19 protein-coding genes are annotated in these 21,769 nt (G+C 37.5%); 15 read left to right on the forward strand and 4 right to left on the reverse strand.

The window, feature by feature from the left end; genetic code table 11:
• Positions 1 to 22 precede the first annotated feature (22 nt).
• From B3S93_RS11425 to B3S93_RS11440, 4 genes are all read right to left on the reverse strand, one after another.
• Positions 23 to 940 (reverse strand): glycosyltransferase family 2 protein, encoded by a 918-nt coding sequence (locus tag B3S93_RS11425; RefSeq protein WP_292402238.1) that lies wholly within the window; start codon positions 938 to 940, stop codon positions 23 to 25.
• Positions 941 to 942: 2 nt separating this feature from the next.
• Positions 943 to 2,292, reverse strand: a complete 1,350-nt coding sequence (locus B3S93_RS11430) for an oligosaccharide flippase family protein (RefSeq protein ID WP_292402241.1) — start codon at positions 2,290 to 2,292, stop codon at positions 943 to 945.
• Between the two features lie 944 nt (positions 2,293 to 3,236).
• On the reverse strand, positions 3,237 to 3,686 hold the full coding sequence (locus B3S93_RS11435) for a hypothetical protein (protein ID WP_292402243.1): 450 nt from the start codon (positions 3,684 to 3,686) through the stop codon (positions 3,237 to 3,239).
• Between the two features lies 1 nt (position 3,687).
• The gene (locus B3S93_RS11440) at positions 3,688 to 4,161 is read right to left on the reverse strand and encodes a glycosyltransferase family 2 protein (protein WP_292402246.1); all 474 of its coding nucleotides are present in this window, start codon (positions 4,159 to 4,161) and stop codon (positions 3,688 to 3,690) included.
• Positions 4,162 to 4,633: 472 nt separating this feature from the next.
• On the opposite strand from B3S93_RS11440, the gene B3S93_RS11445 reads away from it, so the two are divergent.
• Genes B3S93_RS11445 through xrtD form a run of 15 tightly spaced genes read left to right on the forward strand, consistent with a single transcriptional unit; the run spans position 4,634 to position 21,756 of the window.
• Positions 4,634 to 5,779 carry a glycosyltransferase family 4 protein gene (locus B3S93_RS11445; protein ID WP_292402249.1) on the forward strand — a complete coding sequence of 382 codons (1,146 nt, stop codon included), beginning with the start codon at positions 4,634 to 4,636 and terminating at the stop codon, positions 5,777 to 5,779.
• Position 5,780: 1 nt separating this feature from the next.
• On the forward strand, positions 5,781 to 6,692 hold the full coding sequence (locus B3S93_RS11450; protein ID WP_292402252.1) for an NAD-dependent epimerase/dehydratase family protein: 912 nt from the start codon (positions 5,781 to 5,783) through the stop codon (positions 6,690 to 6,692).
• 4 nt (positions 6,693 to 6,696) lie between these two features.
• Positions 6,697 to 8,100, forward strand: coding sequence for a hypothetical protein (locus tag B3S93_RS11455; RefSeq protein ID WP_292402256.1), 1,404 nt, complete (start codon positions 6,697 to 6,699; stop codon positions 8,098 to 8,100).
• Between the two features lie 47 nt (positions 8,101 to 8,147).
• Positions 8,148 to 9,173, forward strand: coding sequence for a glycosyltransferase family 4 protein (locus B3S93_RS11460; protein ID WP_292402260.1), 1,026 nt, complete (start codon positions 8,148 to 8,150; stop codon positions 9,171 to 9,173).
• 9 nt (positions 9,174 to 9,182) lie between these two features.
• Positions 9,183 to 10,220: a glycosyltransferase family 61 protein gene (locus B3S93_RS11465; protein WP_292402262.1), complete on the forward strand. Its 1,038-nt coding sequence runs from the start codon at positions 9,183 to 9,185 to the stop codon at positions 10,218 to 10,220.
• 38 nt (positions 10,221 to 10,258) lie between these two features.
• Positions 10,259 to 10,858: an acyltransferase gene (locus B3S93_RS11470; RefSeq protein WP_292402265.1), complete on the forward strand. Its 600-nt coding sequence runs from the start codon at positions 10,259 to 10,261 to the stop codon at positions 10,856 to 10,858.
• Positions 10,851 to 11,831 carry a glycosyltransferase family 2 protein gene (locus B3S93_RS11475; protein WP_292402268.1) on the forward strand — a complete coding sequence of 327 codons (981 nt, stop codon included), beginning with the start codon at positions 10,851 to 10,853 and terminating at the stop codon, positions 11,829 to 11,831. Before B3S93_RS11470 ends, B3S93_RS11475 begins: the two co-directional genes overlap by 8 nt.
• 19 nt (positions 11,832 to 11,850) lie before the next feature.
• Positions 11,851 to 12,708 carry a sulfotransferase domain-containing protein gene (locus tag B3S93_RS11480; RefSeq protein WP_292402387.1) on the forward strand — a complete coding sequence of 286 codons (858 nt, stop codon included), beginning with the start codon at positions 11,851 to 11,853 and terminating at the stop codon, positions 12,706 to 12,708.
• Complete coding sequence (locus B3S93_RS11485) at positions 12,708 to 13,226, forward strand: serine O-acetyltransferase (RefSeq protein ID WP_292402271.1); 519 nt, start codon at positions 12,708 to 12,710, stop codon at positions 13,224 to 13,226. The genes B3S93_RS11480 and B3S93_RS11485 overlap by 1 nt, the downstream gene beginning before the upstream one ends.
• Positions 13,219 to 14,229, forward strand: coding sequence for a glycosyltransferase (locus tag B3S93_RS11490; RefSeq protein WP_292402274.1), 1,011 nt, complete (start codon positions 13,219 to 13,221; stop codon positions 14,227 to 14,229). The genes B3S93_RS11485 and B3S93_RS11490 overlap by 8 nt, the downstream gene beginning before the upstream one ends.
• A gap of 34 nt (positions 14,230 to 14,263) precedes the next feature.
• Positions 14,264 to 16,870 (forward strand): AMP-binding protein, encoded by a 2,607-nt coding sequence (locus B3S93_RS11495; RefSeq protein WP_292402277.1) that lies wholly within the window; start codon positions 14,264 to 14,266, stop codon positions 16,868 to 16,870.
• A gap of 16 nt (positions 16,871 to 16,886) precedes the next feature.
• Positions 16,887 to 17,816 carry a glycosyltransferase family 2 protein gene (locus B3S93_RS11500; RefSeq protein ID WP_292402280.1) on the forward strand — a complete coding sequence of 310 codons (930 nt, stop codon included), beginning with the start codon at positions 16,887 to 16,889 and terminating at the stop codon, positions 17,814 to 17,816.
• On the forward strand, positions 17,809 to 19,071 hold the full coding sequence (locus B3S93_RS11505; RefSeq protein ID WP_292402282.1) for a glycosyltransferase: 1,263 nt from the start codon (positions 17,809 to 17,811) through the stop codon (positions 19,069 to 19,071). Before B3S93_RS11500 ends, B3S93_RS11505 begins: the two co-directional genes overlap by 8 nt.
• Positions 19,068 to 20,207 carry a WecB/TagA/CpsF family glycosyltransferase gene (locus B3S93_RS11510; protein WP_292402285.1) on the forward strand — a complete coding sequence of 380 codons (1,140 nt, stop codon included), beginning with the start codon at positions 19,068 to 19,070 and terminating at the stop codon, positions 20,205 to 20,207. Before B3S93_RS11505 ends, B3S93_RS11510 begins: the two co-directional genes overlap by 4 nt.
• Positions 20,208 to 20,253: 46 nt before the next feature.
• Positions 20,254 to 21,756, forward strand: coding sequence for a VPLPA-CTERM-specific exosortase XrtD (xrtD, locus tag B3S93_RS11515; protein WP_292402288.1), 1,503 nt, complete (start codon positions 20,254 to 20,256; stop codon positions 21,754 to 21,756).
• Positions 21,757 to 21,769 lie beyond the last annotated feature (13 nt).

The raw sequence follows: 21,769 nt of genomic DNA on the forward strand, positions 1-21,769 counted from the left end.
ATAAATCCTAAACTATAGAGTATTAAGATATATTTTTTTTTAATATAGAAAAATAAACGATTAACCATGCTTGGCGTGAAAAAAAATTATTTCGTATCACCTTAAAGCCATACTTTTTTGCTGTATGAAATCTTTTCCCTTTAATTGCCCACCATCCCCATTTTAAATAAATATCATTAAAAGATATTATTGATAATGATTTTATTGGAGTTAGATTGTTGTTTGGAACAATCCCGCGACGCAATTTACAATTATTGATAACAGATAACTTATTCTCAGTTATATTAGGCTTTTGGGAATGGCAAATACTTTCAATATGTTGCCGATAGTAAAATAGGTTTTCCTTTAAGTTAGCTAGTCTGCCTATTTCAGCGAGTCTTAAAAAAAGACACAGATCTTCGGCCCCAATTAAATTTTCGTTAAAGCCACCCAATGCAGTAACATTTTCTTTTCGCATCATTGAAGAAGGAAATATAATAGCGCCTCCATTACCTTTCATATGAAAGCTATCTATTTCACTATGTTTCAGGGGGGCTTTCCAATCAAATATTTCATCACCATCCTCATCAATCATAATCGTAGAAGTCCCAATAGCAACATACTCTTTATTAGCTTGTAAATAAGTGTATTGTTTTTCTAGCCTTGTGGGATGAGAGATATCATCTGCGTCCATCCAAGCAATTAAATCAGCTTTAGCTAAGGATAATAATTTATTGCGCGTGTATGAGATACCACAATTATTTTGTCTATAAAGTCTAATTCGTTTATCTATATTTGAGAGGGTTTCAACAATTTTATAGGAATCATCTTTTGAGCCATCATCAATAATAATTAATTCAAAGTTGACTAACGTTTGAGATAATATTGATTGAACAGCTTCATATAAAAAACGTTGAGCATTAAATACTGGCATTAATACAGAAACAAGAGGTTCTTTCATGTTTAAATCCAATATTGGAGAATGTAAGATGATAAATAATAGGTAATTGGGAATAAAGGTAACATAATAAATTCCCTTTTCAGATCTAGTAGTTTTTCTTTGTGCATCATATAAAATGTTGATGGAATATCAACAATATAATTTATAGCTATGACAAATATAGCGCCAACAATTCCATAAAGGTAAAAACCTATTGGCAATCCAATATAAAGAAAAATAACAACGAAAAAGATTAATAATGCGTGACTTTTAGCATTTCCCCTTGCCATAAGGCAAGCACCCGCAAGGCTAAAGCCAACAAATATTAACGAAATTGAAAGCATCTCAAACATCCAGCCTGCTTGCTCATATCTATCATCATATAGAAAATTGATTATGTGGCTACCTGAACTTGCTAATATTCCTCCAATTGTCATAGTGATTAAATCTATACGTAATCTTAATCTATAGTATGTTTGTTTGAGTTTATCTGGATTATTTCTTACTATTTCACTTAGCATAGGGTAAAAAACGGCACTTATTAATTTCTTTAGTGCTCCTTTTAAGGCATTGGCCATAAAAAAGGCAATACTATAAATGCCCAGTAATTCAGAATTAATGAACCCCCCTAATAGCAATCGATCCCCTTGTGATAAAAGAAATCCTAGTATCGATCCTAAAAAAATCCATTTTCCAAAACCAACTATTTCTTTCACACTATTTTTATCAAGTGCAAAATTGGGTCTCTGGCCAAGAGAGCGATGATGTGAAAGAATCATTTTTACTAAAGATGATACTATTCCAGCAATCACTAACACCCATACCTCTCTCCAATAGTATGCAACTAGTAACATTGAAGACAAACCAACGACTTGGCTAAGTATCTCAATAATAGTTATTTTTGAGATCATTAGCTTTCTGTTTAAAAGTTGTAGGTTTATTGAGTTAAAACCACCAATCAAAGCTGTTATTGACATGAATGCTAACAAAAAAGGTAAATTGGAATCTGTATAGACTGAATCTGTAGGTAAGAGATTATTTTTGTTTAAATTATTGAGTGTAATGCTAAATAGCAAAGCTATAATAAATATACAAAATCCTCGTAATATTTGTATTGTCCATGCGGTGTTTAAATAAACTCTTTGCTCCCCCTTTTTGCTTTGGACAATATTTTGCTGAAGGCCAATGTCTGAAAACATTGAAATACCACTCATGAAAACAGCTACCAGTGCCATTACACCAAACATCTCAGGCACTAATAGCCTTGTCATTATTAAATTGCTTAACAAGCGAAGTAATTGACTAGTTGCATAGCCTGCTGTGACCCAATAAGTCGAATTTATTGCGCGGCTTCTAATAGGTTGAATTTGCATGGTTTCTTTATTTATGATGGATTTTGAATTGTTAATTAAATTTCTTAGAAAGAATTAACGTAGATAAAAATATTTGAAGAGATAAGTTGTTATTTTATTACAACGGTTTTGTCTATTTATATCTTTGTTGCTTGTATCCTATCCATATTTTCTATAGAGGATGTTATCTTTAAATTTTATCATTATCAAATAATACTACTTAGTGGATGTTCTTCCTTGACCTTAATCTCTAGTCCACAATAAATTTAAGTATAGCCCGTGTGAATTTGCCAGTACCTGCAGCAAATTTCAGTGACGTTGGATAACCTGATAAGAAATGCAGTAGATCTTCATCTAAGAAAATTCACTACTGATTGATCAGTACTATGAGATCTAAGACAACTTTGGAAACTCGAGGATTAAATTATGGCAAAAGCTTTCGAACGGTATCGTTACAATCGAAATACCCCGGACATTCCCTGTTAGAGTCATCTATAATCATCAGGCAGACATTGCCCAAAATCTTGATCAGTGCGTCCACAATAATAAATAACTGGTTATTAGGTTAGGTTTGGTCTGTTCGTCAGAATAACCTTATGCTCAACCGGGACACTTCCGACATGTGTATTTACGAATAGCTAGTATAGCTTTGCCGATAAGTTTCCTTTTAAGTCAAATCGTCTCCTTATCGGCGTAATAAATGATGAACACCCGGTATTTTGATATTCATGTACTTCCTTCAAAGGTGTTTTTTAATAAGCTAAATTCCTTTCCAGTAAAGACATTATTAGCTTATCTCTAGAATGAAAGGTGAGAAATAGATTAATAAGTGCATTAAATATATTGTTAATTTTTTATTTTGGTAGCATACATTATCTATGATCTGTTCAGTATATATAATATCGTATTAAAAATATCATAAATTTGTTATAAATATTTATTTGATTGTTATTAGTATATAAATATTAAAATACAGATAGATTATTTAATTTCCATGGTTTATCACGCACTAAAAAGATAATATAACCTGGATCTACTTTGCTAAGTCTGAGCAAGTAATAAAAAAACTTTAAGACTGATAATGGATCAAGCTTAAGATGATGGGATAGAACATTTCTCCACCACCTTAGACGATGCTTCATCAATCTTTTTTCAATCAATTTCTTAATATATGGATCACCTTTAACTAAAGGATATCTCTTCAACTTTTTGATAAGCTTGATAGCATAGAAATGTAACTTAAACGCATTTTTTGTGATGGAGTTAGCAACAGGTCGATAAACTGCGTAACCCCCTACAGTACGAACAACTTTACCTCCAGATAAAATTATCTTTAACCTCAAACTTGAGTCTGCGAAAGCACGCATATCTTCATCATAACCATTATGTTTTTTTATTGTTTGAGCTCGATACATTTCACAAGCAGGAAATGGAGGGGGGGGTAAGAAGAAATAATTCTAGAGGTGTATCTGGAGATTCAGGCCAATTACTTTTATTGATAGGATTTAATTCACCTTTACTATTAACAGTCGTGGAATCAGTACAGTAAATATCGGCTTCAGGATATTTATGTGCTGTAAGAATATGCTTTTCTACAATATCTTCAGAAAGCCAGTCATCAGAATCCAGAAATATAATGAATTCTCCACGTGCAGACGAAAATCCTGTGTTTCGCGCTGCACTCACTCCCTTGTTTGATTGGGTGATTAGCTTAACCCGCTCACCATATCTTTCTATGACTTTGATAGAACTATCTGTTGAGCCATCATCAACAACAATAATTTCAATGTCAGCATATGTTTGTGATAATGCACTATTTATTGCCTGCTCAATATACTCTTGACGATTAAAACAAGGTATTACTACGCTAACTAATGAGTTTTTAGACATCTTAAGACCTGAGTAATGTTGAAAGCTTATTTTAAGGAATTGTCAAAATATTTAAATTAGGTGTTCAAATTATTTTTATGAAAATAAACTATTGTAATAATGAGCTTAGCAATAACGGTCTAAATGTTCTCCCACAATATATTCTGTCTTCGAGTATTTGAGCATGTTTACTACTTAGGATTGTTAGCTATAATTTCCCTAGATAAGGAATAAGCTCACATAAAAAAGCATGCTAGGCACAAAAAATTATCCTATATCATGCTGTATTTCTACAAGAGCTTGTCATTCGTGCTTTTTGGCTCGTGATAAAAACCGAACAAACTTTATATTCTGGAATCATAGGAATTATCTATGTATTGAAAGTATACTTGAAATGTCATGATGGAGTTACTCAACTCTCATTCTGTATAAACATAAATTTTTTTAAATATATACAATAAAAATTCTATGATCAAATAAATAAGATTCAACTATGGAAAGCCTCAAAATATTGACCTATCTACCGCACTATATCCATACGTATGGCATCGGTTATGCAGCACATTCTTTGTCTTTGGGTATGAACGACGAAAATGTGGTGTCTGATATGTTTTCGATTCATTCGGAAATGGCGAATCAATCACCTCACGTCAAACAAGCAATAAATAGCAAAATTACTTATAAGCTAACCGCTAAGTTTATCGGGAACCAATGGGTTACCCGCTATACTGAAAATAAGTTCAGAAGACTTGTAAAGCAATACGACGTGGCCTACCTATGGCCCGGATGTTCATTGGAGACGTATAGATATCTCAAAGCAATTGGCAAAAAAATCATTATTGAGAATATAAATTGTCATCAAGGAATATCTAAAAAAATATTAGATACTGAAGCAAAGTCGTTAGGACTACGCAATATTCATTTGATTACAGATGAAAGTATTGCTGATGAAGATCAAAAGTTAATGCTTGCTGATTATGTATTTAGTCCTAGCCCCCAGGTAACAATGTCTTTGTTGGAGATGAATGTTCCTAAAAATAAGATTGTTGAGTCTTCTTATGGACTCGATGAGAGTGACTTATTCGAAATAAGCCATAACAATTCTAAGAGTCAAGATTCTTTCAAAGCTATCTTTGTTGGTAGCGTGATTCCAAGAAAAGGTATTCATTTATTGCTTGATTATTGGACCGCTGCCAAGGTCAAAGGGCAGCTTAAAGTAATTGGTAAAGTCGATGAATCAGCTCAATCCATTGTAGATTTATACAAAGACGACCCATCGATTGAATTTATTTCGTTTACAAACGATTTAACATCACATTATCGTTCAGCGGATTTGTTTATGATGCCAAGTCTTGAAGAGGGGAGTCCTCTGGTAACCTATTTGGCGGCTGGAGCTGGTTTACCTTGTTTGGTCTCACCCATGGCAGGTGATGGTGTGGTAAGAGATAATGTTGATGGTTATGTTGTTCCTCCCCATGATAAAGAGGCTTGGATAGAGGCACTACAAAAATTAGCTCGTAGTAATGAGCTAAGATTAGAATTCTCAAAATCAGTTAGAAGTCATGCCGAACATTTCTTGTGGCCAGTAGTGGCTAGGCGTCGGATTGATGAATTACGTAACAGATTAGGAATAATGTAATTTGAAAATATTAGTATTAGGTGGTTCCGGATTTATTGGAGCACATATCGTCGATGGATTACTTGCAGATGGACATCAGTTGCGTGTATTCGATAGAGCACCATTAATTTATAAATCTGGCGTTGAGAATATTCAGGCGGATCTCGGTGATGTGATGGCATTATCAGAGGCGTTAATTGGGGTGGATGTTGTTGTCCATTTAATCAGCACCTCTGTACCAAGTACCTCAAACAAAGATCCGATTAGCGACGTTAATGGAAATTTAATTAATACGCTTAAATTATTAGATGTTATGCATCAATCCGATGTGAATAAGATAATTTATTTTTCTTCCGGTGGTACAGTTTACGGACATCCCCAGCAAGTCCCTATGACTGAACTGCATCCTACCAATCCAATTTGCAGTTATGGGATCGTAAAACTTGCTATCGAAAAGTATTTAAATATGTATTCGGAATTGTATGGATTCACTTCAACAATACTCAGACCTTCCAATCCGTATGGTCCAGGGCAAAAACATATGGGGGTTCAAGGCTTTATCGGGACGTGTATCAGCAGCGTTTTAAATGATACAAAATTATCCATTTGGGGAGATGGCTCTGTTATCAGAGATTATATTTTTATTTCTGATGTTGTTAATGCCACGAGTATGGCCGTCAAAAAATTGCAATCAGGTACGTTTAATATTAGTAGTGGAGAAGGATTCTCATTAAATGAAATTATTTCGTATGTCGAAAAATATACCCAAAAGACTATACAAACAGAATTTAAGAACAAAAGGAATTTCGATATACCGACCATTATTCTTGATAATCAACTAGCTGGAAAAACGTTTAAATGGAAACCTGAAGTAGATATTGAGAGTGGCATAGGAGCTACAGTCGAGGCTTTTCTAAAAGCCAGACAGGTATAGCGTTATGCCTAACTTAATAGCATATGCAGCTGTAGGGATATGGCCAATTGCCGTTTTTTACATGATTCGGCGCTATGGGTTTGAATCGGGTGTTTTAATGGGCTTGTTAGGGGCCTATATGTTTTTACCCGCTGGTTTTGACATCGATTTGCCGGGTCTACCGGCATTTGATAAATTTTCAATTACTGTCATTACGCTGATTGCGTATTTAGTATTACACAAAAAACCTTTTGGATATCTTGGCTTAAGTAAAGCTATGAGATTGGTTTTTTTAGCATTCTTAATTTCGCCCTTTTTAACTTCGGTAACCAATACCGAGAGATATTTTTACCTGCCAGGGCTGAGTTTATATGATGGCTTATCTGATTCAATTCATAATTTCTTATATATCTTTCCATTTCTTATCGGGGTGAAATACTTCCGAAGCTTTGAGAGTCAGCAGCTTATCTTCAAGTATTTCGTTATTGCTGCAGCGATTTATGCTGTATTGGCATTATGGGAAATACGAATGAGTCCCCAACTTCACAGTACTTTATACGGTTATTTTCCGCATTCTTGGTTACAGCAATACCGGGGAGGGGGATTCAGAGCGATAGTTTTCATGGGCCATGGGCTACTGGTCGCTTTCTTTTTGGCCTTAGGTTTGGCGTTTGTCAGTGCAATGAATAAAACTCGTACCAAAAGTATGCGAGTGAATAACTTTGCATTGTTGCTTTTTATCATGGCTACACTCATTTTATCAAAAAGTTTGGCTGCTTTAGTATTCGGTCTGTTCGCTTTTCTAATGATTACCTTTATGGGTAATAAACTGATGCATTTTGCTGCATTGGCAATCGCCGCGATGTTTCTTTCATATCCCATAATGAGCTCAATGAACCTGTTTCCACACCGAACAATCATGAACTATGCAAATGCGATTAGTCCAGAACGAGCTGAGTCACTTGGTTATCGTTTTGAGCATGAGGAAAAACTACTTAAACATGCAAATAGTAAGTCATTATTCGGTTGGGGGGGGTGGGGCCGAAATAGAGTTCGTGATGAGATGACTGGGCAGGATACGAGTACTACAGATGGTAAATGGATCATTACTCTTGGGGTAAGAGGTTGGTTTGGATATATTTCCGAATTTTTATTTATAGTCGTCCCAATATGGTTATCATTTAGAATTCGTTCCAAGGCTAAGCATATCTCTAAAAAAGAAAGCATTTTTTTAGCTTCACATGTACTTATTGTTTCATTAATTCTTCTGGATCAAATGCCAAATGCCTCTCTAAATCCACTATATTGGTTGGTAGCTGGAGCATTGCTGGGCCGGGTGTATGATCTGAAGGAACAGGCAATTAATATCGAGCAGGAAGAAAAAGAAGACAAAGAGTCAGTCAGCAATTCATCTACCTTGCTGACCTGAATGAGTTGTTCCTATTACGCTTAACATAAACAAATTGTAGAAGCTAAATGTCGAAAATATATTATTTGATACCTGATCTATATACGAAAAAGAAATTTTCCTTAAAAACATTCCTCAGAAATATTTTAGATGGGACGGCGACTAAATATATCAAACGTTGTTTCTTTACGGTTCATAAACCTGTCGGTGGAATAAAGGTGATTTATCAACATTGTCTTTTGTTGCGAGAACTTGGGTTTGATGCTTATCCGGTCCTAATGGGAAATTACAAAGGAAATTTTTTTGGCTATAACGTTGAGTACAAAACTTACGCAGAAGTTAGTGCTTCTGTTCAGCCTAATGATATTGTAGTTGCTACTGAATTTGCACCTTATCAAGGTTTGTTATTTGAAAAGGCTCATAAGGTTTTGTTTTTGCAAAACTGGATAGGATTAAGAGTACGATTAGATGAGGATGACAAACATAAATCCTATAGAGATTTAGGATATGACGATGTTATTACCTGTAGTGATTATTGCAGTCGCTATGTAAAAGAACATATGGGGATAGAGGCAAAAACGATTACTAATGGGATTGATTTAGAGCAATTTAAACAAATCCCAACTAAGCGCATTAATAATAGAATTTTAGCGATGTCTCGTAAAAACCCAAAAGATTTAGAAAAAATTATTCAACATCTGCATAACACATCTTATGAGATAAAAGTCGTTGATGGACTCACTCAGGCTGAGTTGATAAATGAGTACCAAAAGGCTGATATTTTTTTAGCTACGGGATATCCAGAAGGTTTCTCCTTGCCACCTATAGAAGCGATGGCATGTGGATGTGTAGTTGTAGGTTTTACTGGTGGTGGTGGGGATGAATTTATGATCCCTGATGAAACTGCTTTGGTAGCAGAGGATGGTGATTGTGAAACTATCATCGAAAAACTCCATTACTTACTTACCAACAGCACAGAAAAAGAAATACTCAGACAAAATGGCTTTAGAATTTCTCAGTCATATTGTTTAGCAAATACCCAATTATCGTTAAAGCAGTTTTATGAGCCGATTATCCAGTCTAAAAATCAATAGGATTCATCTATGCCCAATCAGAAACAGACTTGGAATTTTTCAGAATATAAAATTGATCGCGATTGGCTTTATGCTCCTCGAACCTATCTAGTTGATTCATTTGAACCATTTGTGGAAGAGATTTATCTACCAGAGGTAGCAACCAAACCTGGTCGATTACAATTTGAATTACAAGAAAAATCACAAGCTTGCTTTTTACCAGTACAAACAAAATTAAGAAAAATTAAAAACCTTTTCCTGAAAAATGCCAGTAAGCCACTAAATTTAGAGAAGGTCTTCATTGACCTCAGGCAGCATTATCCAAGCAATCTTGCGCATGCTATAACGATTCATTTGCCAATAGCACTTTGCGCAAAAGAATATTTACACTCTGAAAATAAAAACGAAATAATATTAATTTTTCCTGCAACCTTACCAAAACACATTCGATCTTTATTCGAAACAATAGGGTTTGAGATTGTTTGTACTGACACTGCTATAAAAGGAACTCAATGCATTTATGATCTTGAGTCATTAATTTGTATCAGAAGTGCCTTGCCAGAGATTATTAAATCAACACTTTTCCAATCGGATCTCCGGAATAAATTGATTCAAGCTCATCAGGGGTTACCTAAAAATATTTTTATATCTCGTAGGGATACCAGAAAACTTATCAATGAGCGGGAGGTGGAAGCTTTTTTAGTAAAAAAAGGCTATGAAAAAATCTATATGGAAGATTATTCCGTATTACAGCAACTGGCTATAGTTTCTTTAGCAGAAAAAATTGTTGCAATACATGGGGCAGCATTAGGTCCTTTAATTTTTAGGGGAGTGTTTGACATAAAACCTTTAAAATTGGTGGAAATATTCTCACCAGCCCATATGACCAACGTTTACAGGATTGTTATGCATCAAATAAATGGAAGTTGGATTGGCGTAAGAGGAAAGGTTTGGCCTAAACTTATCAAGCAAGCGTATGAGTGTGAAGAGACAAAGGTTAGACAGTATTCATTAGAAAATTTTGAAATCTGTCTGGAAAGTCTCGAAAAAGCAATTCATGCTCAATAAGTCACTAACTTTATCCTCTCGCTTGTGAAGAGTTTCTTATGTTAAAAAATATCGTAAAAAAAATCGCATTCAAAACCGGCAGATTTAAAAAGCTTTATTTACGTCTATGCAATCCATCGGGATATGAATTTGCTAGCTTTGAGAGAAAGTGGGGTAACTATCACGCAATTGGAGAGGATTGTGCTATCTGGCCATACACTAATGTGACAAATCCTGAATACACAAGATTGGGAAATAATGTCATGTTAACCAACTGTACCGTCCTTGGCCATGATGGATCGATTGCTGTACTCAATAAGGCATACAACAAAAAACTGGATAGAGTGGGGAAAGTTGATTTTAGAGACAATGTTTTTGTGGGGCATGGAGCAATAATTTTGCCAAACGTCACCATAGGGCCTAACGCTATTGTAGCCGCTGGAGCGGTGGTTAGTAAAAACGTGCCAGAAGGAACCATTGTCGCCGGCATACCCGCTCGTGTCATTGGTAGAGTTGATGATTTAGTTGACAAGCTTGAAAGAGAAACAGCTAATCTTCCATGGGCATCACTCATAAAACAAAGAGAAGGGAGTTTCGATCCAAAACTCGAGCCAGCATTGAAAGCATTAAGAATCAAAAGTTTTTTCGGTAATGACTAAATACAACCTCGCCATAGTCATCATAAATTACAAAACACCTGACTTAGTTGTTGATGTTTTGGAGTCACTAAAAAGGGAAGTCGTTAAGACGTCGATGCAAGTTATCATCGTAGACAATGACTCAGGAGATAACTCGTTAATACTTTTAAACAAATGGGTGCAGGAAAACCATGCTGCAACTTGGATAAAACTTATTGATGCAGGCCATAATACCGGCTTTTCTGGCGGTAATAATCTTGGGATTCGATCTGTAAAAGCCGATCATTATTTGCTACTGAACAGCGACACTATTGTGCGTCCTGGTGCAATTCAATCCCTTTTGGATGCAGCGAATCAAAATCCTGATGCAGGTATGATTAGTCCTAGATTGGAATGGGAGGATGCAACACCACAAAAGAGCTGTTTCCGTTTTCATACGCCAATCAGTGAGTTAATTTCATCGGCGAGTACCAGTGTTGTTACAAAGTTGTTTTCAAAATATGTAGTGGCTCAACCTGTTGTTGAGGTTGCGGACTTTTATCAATGGACAAGTTTTGCTTGTGTGTTAATCCGGGCAGAAGTTTTAGAGCAAGTCGGATTGTTGGATGACGAGTTTTTCATGTATTTTGAGGATGTTGAATTCAGTTATCGGACAGTCAGGGCGGGATGGAAAATATTAAATATTCCTTATGCTCACGTGGTTCATCTTCGAGGGGGAAGCTCGCCTCTAAAGTCTCAAGCCAAGCTTAGAAAGCGTCTACCAAGGTATTTTTATGAGTCGCGCACACGCTATTTTTATTTACTTTATGGTCGAAGTGGATTGTTAGCCGCGAATATACTTTGGACGATTGGCGCCTTGGTTGCTGCAATCAGAGTGCTTTTTTCAAAACGATATCAATCCAATATCGCTAAAGATCAATGGCGCGATATTTGGATTAATTTTTTCACTCCTAATAAACCCTACATTCATCCAGACTTTTATGCCAAAACCTGATTTTATTATTATTGGTGCTATGAAAAGTGCCACAAGTACGTTGCATGAACAATTGGCATTACAGCCAGGTTTTTTTATGTCAACGCCCAAAGAACCTAACTTCTTCAGCGATGATGGCATCTACAATCTGGGATTTGAATGGTATTCTAATCTTTTTTTAAAAGCCGAGACTGGAGATCTCTGTGGGGAGTCCAGCACACATTACACAAAGCTGCCAGATTATCCACTGACGCTTAAAAGGATGCAGGCCTACTTACCTTCATTAAAATTGATTTATGTGGTGAGACATCCAATTGATCGCTTGATTTCCCATTACATGCATCAGTGGTCTCAAAATGTCATTAAAACTGATATCAACCAGGCGATTGATCAATTTGATGAGCTTATCAACTATAGTCGTTATTCGATGCAAATTGCCCCCTTTATTGATCAGTATGGGGCTGAAAACATTCATATTGTTTTTTCCGAAGCTTTGCGAGTAAGGCCACAATATGAACTTGAAAAAGTGGCTACTTTTTTAGGTTACAACAATCCTGTCATTTGGTACGACGACTTGCCTGAACAAAATGTGTCAAGTCAGCGTGTTCGTCGATTTAATGGTTACAAACTAATCGTAGACAATCCGATTCTAGCTTGGATCCGGCGTAAATTTATTCCACAAAGCCTTCGCGATAAAGTCAAAAATCGTCTCACATTAAAAATGCGGCCTGAAATTGATGAGCTCCATAAGCAAAAGTTGACACGAATTTTTAACGAAGATTTGGCATTATTGGGTCAAATGCTTAACGTAGAGCTCACGCTGCAGAACTACAAAGAAAAAGCTCAAACGCTGGATGTTCGTTTAACCTCCAATAAATCGACGATGGGTATGTCTTGATGATTTCATCTGAAATCGCTGATTGGGAGCGTGAACGCATAAAGACCTTTTGGTCGCCTGCAAGACAGTTGTTAAAGAGTATCCGTCGTTATCAGAAATGCGCAGGTAAAAAAGGCCTACAAGCGAATTTGAATAAAAAGTTAGCCGTAATTTGTTACCGTTTTTGGACGGTCATTACGGGGGCGGATATTCCGATTAATGGTTCTATTGGAGGAGGATTGTCTATTCCACATCCAAATGGAATAGTGATACATCCAAAAGCAAAAATCGGAGTTAATTGTTTAATACACCAGCAAGTGACAATAGGGGTAAGCCGTAAAAGCAATAAAGCACCAATTATCCAAGGACATGTGGATATTGGTGCAGGAGCGAAAATAATTGGCGATATTACGATTGGCGAACATGCTCTTATAGGCGCTAATGCCGTTGTAGTTAAAGATGTTCCTGCATATGCGATAGTTGCAGGTATTCCAGCTAAAATTATTGGTACCACCGCCGAGGATGTAGAAATTGTCTGATAAAGTCTTTGATAATCAAAATATTTCTCAACTTGGCGCCGTAGTAATAGGACGCAATGAGGGAGAGCGCTTGAAACTGTGTCTTAATTCTTTATGCAAAGGTATCAAGCACATCGTATATGTCGATTCTGGTTCGACAGATGGCAGTGTCGAATTGGCCCTATCATTAGACGTTGAAGTTGTTTCATTAGATTTATCTCAACCATTCACAGCAGCCCGAGCCCGTAATGCCGGTTTGGCTAAGTTGGTAGCAAATTATTCTGCAATCAATTATGTGCAGTTTGTTGATGGAGATTGTGAAGTTCAACCTGGTTGGTTAGGAAACGCCATGGATTTTTTAGAAAATCATCCTGATTTTGCTGCCGTATGTGGACGTCGACGTGAGAGATATCCTGATGCAAGCTTTTATAATCTTTTGTGTGATATTGAGTGGGATACACCTGTAGGTGAGGCAAAAGCCTGCGGTGGTGATGCAGTATTCAGGTTATCAGCATTACATGCTGTGAATGGGTATCGAGAGAGCCTAATTGCTGGTGAAGAGCCCGAAATGTGTTTTCGGATGCGCCAATTGGGCTGGAAAATTATGCGTTTAAATGTTGAAATGACATTGCACGATGCTGCAATGACGCGAATAGGACAGTGGTGGAAACGCAATCAAAGAGCGGGACATGCTTTCGCGGAGGCTTATGCTATACATGGTCAATCTACTGAAAAGTTTCGTAGATCAGAGTGTAAAAGTATTTTGTTCTGGGCAGCTTTATTGCCGATGTTCATTATAGGTCTAAGCCTCTGGGAGCCTTCGTTATCAGTGCTTTTTCTGGTCTATCCACTACAAATTGCCAGATTGACCCTTCGATATCAACGTCGATTTCAAAGTTTAAAACAATCCATCTTATATTCGGTGTCAAATATTTTTGGCAAATGGCCACAGTTTATGGGGATGGTGGAATTTAAGGTAAATAGTTTACGTGGTATTCGCAGTCACCTAATCGAATATAAATAAAGTCGCCTCACGTTCACTATAAATAGGGATTTGTATGAGTGATAAACAAGTAGTTGGTGTCGTGGCAAAAAACTCGATTGCATATATTGAGGCCATTTTTGAAAGCTATGCAAATAATCAGACAGTGGTTTTGTTACGCGATGCAAACGACAAGCGAATAGAAATTACTGGTGTATCTAAGGTTATCGAGCCAGAAAATCAAACTGGCTGGTATAAAAAACACTATGAGTTCAGAAATGATAATACGCTAGCGCAAATTGCTTTTACCTCTGGTACTGAAGGTGAACCTAAAGGTGTTTTGTTAACTCACGAAGCCTTGTCAGATGTCACTGAGAGACTGAATGACATTATGGAGGTTGATAGTTCCATAAGAGAATACGTTGGTATCCCTGCAAACTTTTCATTTGGATTGGGCCGTTTTAGAGCTGTCTCTGCCGCCGGTGGAGAGGCATTTCTGCCTGAGCAAGGTTTTGATCCACTTGAGATACGCGATATGTTGGCGGCAGATGAGATTAATGCGGTGTCTGCCGTGCCAAGTCTATGGCGAGTTCTTTTAAAAAATAAGCAAATTTTTGGTAAAGAAGCTCAAAAATTAAAATGGATTGAGATCGGTAGTCAATATATGAGCCGATTAGAAAAAGAAGAATTAAAAGGGTTATTTACCAATGCCAAAATCGCTCAACATTATGGTTTGACTGAGGCATCAAGAAGTAGTTTTTTGAGGATTGATCAAACTGAAGGCGATCACCTCGAATCAGTTGGTAAAGCGTATGGGAAAACAGAGTTTAAAATTTCAGATATAGGTCGTATTTGTATACGCGGTCCCCATGTTGCTACTACCTTATTAAAGAGTGGTGAATATGTTAGTAACGTGGATGATGCTGGATGGTTTCATACTAGTGACTTAGGTCGATTGGAATCAGATTTTCTTTATTATCTTGGTCGTGCTGATGATTTGATTAACTGTGGGGGTACAAAATTATCCCCAGATGCTTTAGAGCGTGAGTTACGGCAAGCTTTAGGTATTAAAGAAGGGATAGCGGTTGCAGCAGTTGATGATGAATTAACTGGGCATGCTGTTCTGGTGGGATTTTTGAAAGATGCTTCGTTAGATGAGTCGCTTTTAACAAAAGCTGCACAGGATGTGGTTGCATCATTTGGATTGAATAATCGACGTGCTATTAAGTTGTTTGCAGTTGATACATTTCCTGTCACTTCAACGAATAAAGTAAAAAGAAAGGAATTAGCAGCGTTGTACCAAGAGTATCTTGAAACGGTGGAAGCACAACCTTTAAGTCAATCATCTGAAGCAACAAAACAGCCTGTCACTGAAGAAGAAAGCAATATTGCTGCTATATGGTGTGATGTACTTAAGCTCGAGAATATAGATGTAAACTCAAGTTTTTATGATCTTGGAGGCGATTCTCTCTCAGCCATTGGTGCATTGATTGCCATGGAAAGCAAAGGTGTGCCAAGCAACATTTCAAAAGGTATGCTTCAAGGTATGACAATCCGGGAGATTGCTGCACGACTCGAAACCACCTCATCAGTAGTAGAAGTGCATCAAATAAGATCGCCAGTCATTCGAAACAGTATGACAATCAATATTGTTCGAGGATTGATGGTCATAATTGTTATTTTTGCGCATTGGCATCAAGGTTTTCTTGAGCGGATCCCAGGTTTTAATGCTGAAGGTTTCACTGCCATGATGGGACCAGTTCTTGCTATGGGCACACCGGGTTTCGTGTTGATTTATGGTATAGGTGCTGGTTACTCTCTATTTCCTTTAATGGAACGAGACCCTAAACGTTTGAAAAATATATTTCTCAAAACCTCTGTTTTTCTATTTTTAGGAATATGTCTTCTGGCCGGAGTACAGTTTTGGAAAAAAATAGCTACCCGAGAGGGCGGGGTAAATCTTACAGATTTTACGAACTCATTTTTCTCAGTTCTTACTTTTTATTTATTAATCTCTGCCACACTCTTTTTCTGGTTTAAATTATTAAATAAGTCTAAGAATCCGATTGCTTTAGCACTATTGTTTGCTGTGCTTTCATATTCATTGCATGTGTTTGTAATTGATAAATTCGGGGTGATGGCAACGACAGGATTGGTAGAGTTCGTCAAACTATTATTCACTGCTAAATATGCATATTTTTTATTACTTTCTGGTGCCCTGATAGGTGTAGCAACAGGAATCTGGCTTAATGGCCTAGTTCAGCAGAAAAAAAGTTTTGCTCTTTTAAGTATTTCAGGTCCAGCAATTATTATCTGTGCGATTATAATTTGGTTTTATAGTGGAATTGATGATAGATGGAATATATGGCCAATTAAGGAAATATATTTTTGGCGGTGGTTACTATACATAGGCGTTATATTTATCCTTTTAGCAATCTTTGAATTTAGTTTGACTAAATATCAACATATGAACAAATTAAGTCGGTTTTTATTGCAGACTCTGTCAGTAATTGGAATGTTGGCATTTCCTTTATTCGTTCTACATGAAATGGTAATGCCAATGAAAGCTATATTAGTGAGCTATAACGTTTCAGAAATAGTGGCTTTGCTTCTGCCTATGACAGTTTTTTTCATTGTGAGTTATTTAATGTTTAGAAAAATACATGCGGTCAGCTTTCAATAATTTTTGATGGAATTTTATGAACAATAAATACCTTTTAGTATCACCCTGCCGAAATGAATCAGCTTATATGCGTATTACGCTGGATAGTGTGGTGAACCAATCGGTGCAGCCAGATTCGTGGGTTATTGTGGATGATGGATCGACCGATGAAACCCCGAAGATTCTGGCTGAATATGCAGAAAAATATCCATTTATCAAAATCATCACTCGTGAAAACCGTGGGCATCGTAGTGTAGGGCCTGGTGTGATCGAAGCTTTTTATCATGGCTACGATCAAGTTGATGTTTCTCAATTTGATTATGTCTGTAAGTTTGATTTGGATCTGGACTTACCCCCTAAATATTTTGAAATTTTAATCGAGCGGATGCAACAGAATCCTCGGATTGGGACTTGCAGCGGTAAGGCCTATTTTAGAGATAAAAAAACTGGTGAACTGATAAGCGAAAAATGTGGTGATGAAATGTCGGTGGGTATGACCAAGTTTTATCGACGCACTTGTTTTGAAGCGATTGGTGGATTTGTACGTCAGGTTATGTGGGATGGCATTGATTGTCATAAATGTAGGCAAATGGGTTGGATTGCAGTAAGTTGGGATGAACCCGATTTACGCTTTATTCATTTGCGGCCAATGGGTTCAAGCCAGCAAGGTATTGTGACTGGACGCATGCGTCATGGATTTGGCCAGTATTTTATGGGAACCGGCCTTACCTACATGACAGCATCATCGATCTTTCGCATGTTACATCCTCCTTATTTCCTTGGCGGTGCTGCCATGTGGTGGGGATATGTGAAAAGTATGATGCAAGGTAAGCCTCGATTTGATGATAAAGAACTGGTTCGATTTATTAATAAATATCAATGGCAGTGTTTATTAAAAGGTAAAACCAAAGCAACTGAAGAGCTAAATGCTCAGCAGGCAAAGGTGTGGGATCAACAATATGCCTGATAAGGCCGATTCTTCATTGCGAATAGCTTATCTGGCACCCGAGATTCCAGCACTATCAGCAACATTTGTTTATAACGAAATATTAGAACTCAATAAACTTGGGGTTGAAGTAAAGCCTTTTTCGGTTCATCGGCCGGGGCATCTAGCCACTGAATCATCTCTTAGTCAGTTAAGAAATAACGTTTTTCATTTGTACGAGACAGCTAAGTTTCAGGTTTTATTGGATAACCTGATTATGTTAGTTACTCGTCCGAGTGGGTATTTTCACGCTGCTGGAAGATTAATAAGTGATGTTTTCAATCAAGGTCTGATTGCCCGTTCTGCCTTGGGTCTTGGTTATCGTTTTTTTTATGCTGCAACTTTGGCAAAACAGTTAAAACAAGAAAAAATTCAACACTTGCATGTGCATTTTGCTCATATCCCTACGGATATTGCTATGTATGCTGCGCCGATGGCAGGCATTGGCTTTAGTGTCCAGGCACATGCCAATGATTTATTTGAAAGAGGCTGGTTACTCAAAAAAAAGGTAGCTCGCTCTGCATTTTTTGCCACCATCTCAGAATTTAATCAACGATTTCTTGAGAATTTAGACGCCGATTTTAAAAAAATTAAAATTATTCGATGTGGTGTTGACCAGGGATGGCAGCCTCCTGCTAAACCCACCCAAAAGAATGAGATATTCACTATTGGTACAGTCGGCCGATTGGTTGAAAAAAAAGGAATAGACACGCTTATCGATGCTATTTCCACACTGGTTAAAAGTGATCGAAAAGTATGTCTGAAAATTGCGGGTAATGGTCCGCTGGAATCTGCCTTAAAAAATCAGGCAGTTTCACTCGGATTAACAGACGAGTCAGTCCAGTTTGTCGGCGCCTTACCCCATGATCAGGTGGCTGAGTTTATAAGCGGTTTGGATGTGTTTGTGTTGCCGTGTAAAAAAGACAGTAACGGTGATATGGACGGTATCCCCGTGGTGTTAATGGAAGCCATGCTTTGCCAGATACCGGTAATTTCAACTGAGCTTTCAGGTATTCCAGAATTAGTGGTAAATAATATTTCCGGTCTAACGATATCTCCTGATAATGATATTGAATTAACTAGGGTGATAAGCCAACTTATGGATTCACCTGATACCAGATTACGTTTGATTTCAGGAGGCAAGCAACGAGTTGAGGATGAGTTCTTGTTAAATAAAAATGTGGCAAAGCTTATAAAGTTAATTCAGACCTCAATAAATAGCAGAATAAAAAAATGAAATTAACAGCTTCAACACCTCCGTTGAGTTTTGTTAGGAATCAGTATTGTTTATTGGGGCTGCCTTTTGATGCCGTATCACTTAAAGATGCTGCAGCGATTATCTCAGAATCTATTGAACAACAGACTCCCTGTTTTGTCTCTACGCCTAATCTTAATTTCACCGTCATGGCACAGGATGATCCTGAATTTTATAACTCGGTGATTGAAAGTGATCTGGTTGTTGCAGATGGCATGCCTCTTATTTGGGTCGCTAAGCTACTTAACCTACCAATTGAAGAACGAGTTGCCGGATCAGATCTGTTTGCTTATTTATCAGATCAACCAAGAGAGCGAAAAATTCGGGTTTTTTTCTTTGGTGGTGAAAGCGGCATTGCTGAAAAAGCGCATCATGAATTGAATAAAATCAGTCCAGGTATGGATAGTTGTGGATTCTATGATCCGGGGTTTGTTTCGATTGAAGCCATGAGTAAAGAGAGCATTATTGAGCATATCAATGCTTGTGCGCCTGATTTTATTGTTGTTGCGCTAGGCGCGAAAAAAGGACAGCGCTGGATTATGCAAAATCGAGACAGCTTAAATGCCCCAGTTATTAGTCATTTGGGAGCTGTGATTAATTTTGTTGCAGGTAGTGTTCAACGTGCCCCTGAAAAATGGCAACGTTTTGGTATTGAATGGTTATGGCGAATTAAACAGGAACCGAAGCTATATAAACGCTACTTTGGTGATGGTTTGCGATTCATACAGATGTTGCTGACACAAACATTGCCTCTATCTATATATAAAAAGAAGCTTGAACGAAACATAGACCCTAGCAACTCAGAAGTCTTAGCTGATACATTACCGCATCATGAAGATTTCATAGTAAGCCTAAAAGGGAATATCTCTGCTGAACAGTTACCCGAATTAGACTCGGCTTTTAAAACCGCCTTGGAAAAAAATAAAAATATTATTATTGATGGGGAAGATATTCAAAACGTATCAATGGATGTCCTCGCCAGGATAATGATCTATCAAGGCAAACTGAGAAATTGCAATAAACAAATGTTCTTAAAAGATTTTCCTGACAAGATTGTTACACTGCTACGCTTGTCTGGCGTTTTACCCAGATTCAGGCTAATCTGGACAAATAAATAAAAATAGGGAAGAGGGGTAGACTTTGTTTAATATAAAGACGACAGGGATGTTTATCCTTGCACTCACAATAGCCATAATAGCCTATTGGGCGGGGCTTGCTGAAGCTGTTTCAAGATGGAGCAACCAGGAAGAATACAGCCATGGTTTTTTAATCCCATTAGTTACTCTCTTTATTCTATGGGAAAAACGTAATTTAATTAATGCTGCAAAAGGGCCCCCTCTGTGGTCTGGGGTGTTCGTGATACTGGTTGCCATAATTATTTTTATTGTGGGCGAAATCAGCGCGCTGTTTTTACTTATTCAATATTCCTTTGTAATGGTTCTGCTTGGGCTTTCGATGGTAACCGTCGGCAAAGCAACTAAATATACCTTTGCTCCAATACTGTTACTTTTATTTGCGATTCCCTTACCCTACGTTATAGAAGTCGTTCTTACTGCCAAGCTTCAGTTATTTTCCTCGTGGTTAGGTGTTCAGGTCATTCGATTATTCCAGATTCCGGTATTCCTGGAAGGCAATATTATTGACCTGGGTGTTTATCAACTTCAGGTAGTTGAGGCCTGCAGTGGTCTGCGTTATCTCTTTCCATTAATGAGTTTGGGATTTATTGCTGCGTATTTTTATCAAGCGGCTTTCTGGAAGCGTGCCACCGTTTTTCTGATGACAATTCCAATTACCATTTTGATGAACAGTTTCCGGATCGGTGCTATTGGCGTCATGGTCGATAATTGGGGCATCTCAATGGCAGAAGGCTTTCTGCATGATTTTGAGGGCTGGATTATCTTTATGGCCTGCGCGGCTTTGCTTTTCTTACTGGTGGTGTTGCTGGAGAAAATTGCACCTAGTCGCAAAACACTGTCACAGCTTTTTGGTGTAGTGGATCATGCACCTGCGAATAAAATGTTCAGTGGGGATTCGCTTGGGTATTCCTACAAACCATTTATAGTCGTTCTGCTGATTTTAATTACAGCTCTGTTTGCTACCAAATTTTTCGATAACCGTGTTGAAGCAGTTCCTGAGCATCAGGAATTTATTAGTTTCCCATTACAGTTTAACGATTGGATCGGACAGCACGAAAAGTTAGATGAACGTGTGGTTGATAAGCTGGGGATGACAGATTATCTGTTTGTTAATTTCACGGGAATGGACAGTACTATTGTTAACCTTTATGTGGCTTACTATGAATCACAACGTAAAGGTCAGTCACCCCATTCGCCGCGAGTATGTATCCCGGGTGGTGGTTGGGAGATTGCAGATTTTCGCCGAACCGAAGTCATGGGTGAGCCAATTAACCGCGTTATTATCAAAAATGGTGATCAGGAACAGTTGGTTTATTACTGGTTCCAGGGGCGCGGCAGACAGATTGCTAATGAATATTTGAATAAGTGGTTTTTATTCAAAGATGCTTTAATGGAAAACAGAACAGATGGCGCACTGGTTCGCTATGTCACGCCTGTGCTTCCAGGTGAGAGTCATCAGGATGCTGATGCCAGAATCCAGTCGCTTATGAAGAATACTTCACCGGAAATTAAACGTTATCTTGCAGAATAAGTTTAGGAATATG

This window comes from Methylophaga sp. UBA3613 (assembly GCF_002375415.1).
Classification (GTDB): domain Bacteria; phylum Pseudomonadota; class Gammaproteobacteria; order Nitrosococcales; family Methylophagaceae; genus Methylophaga.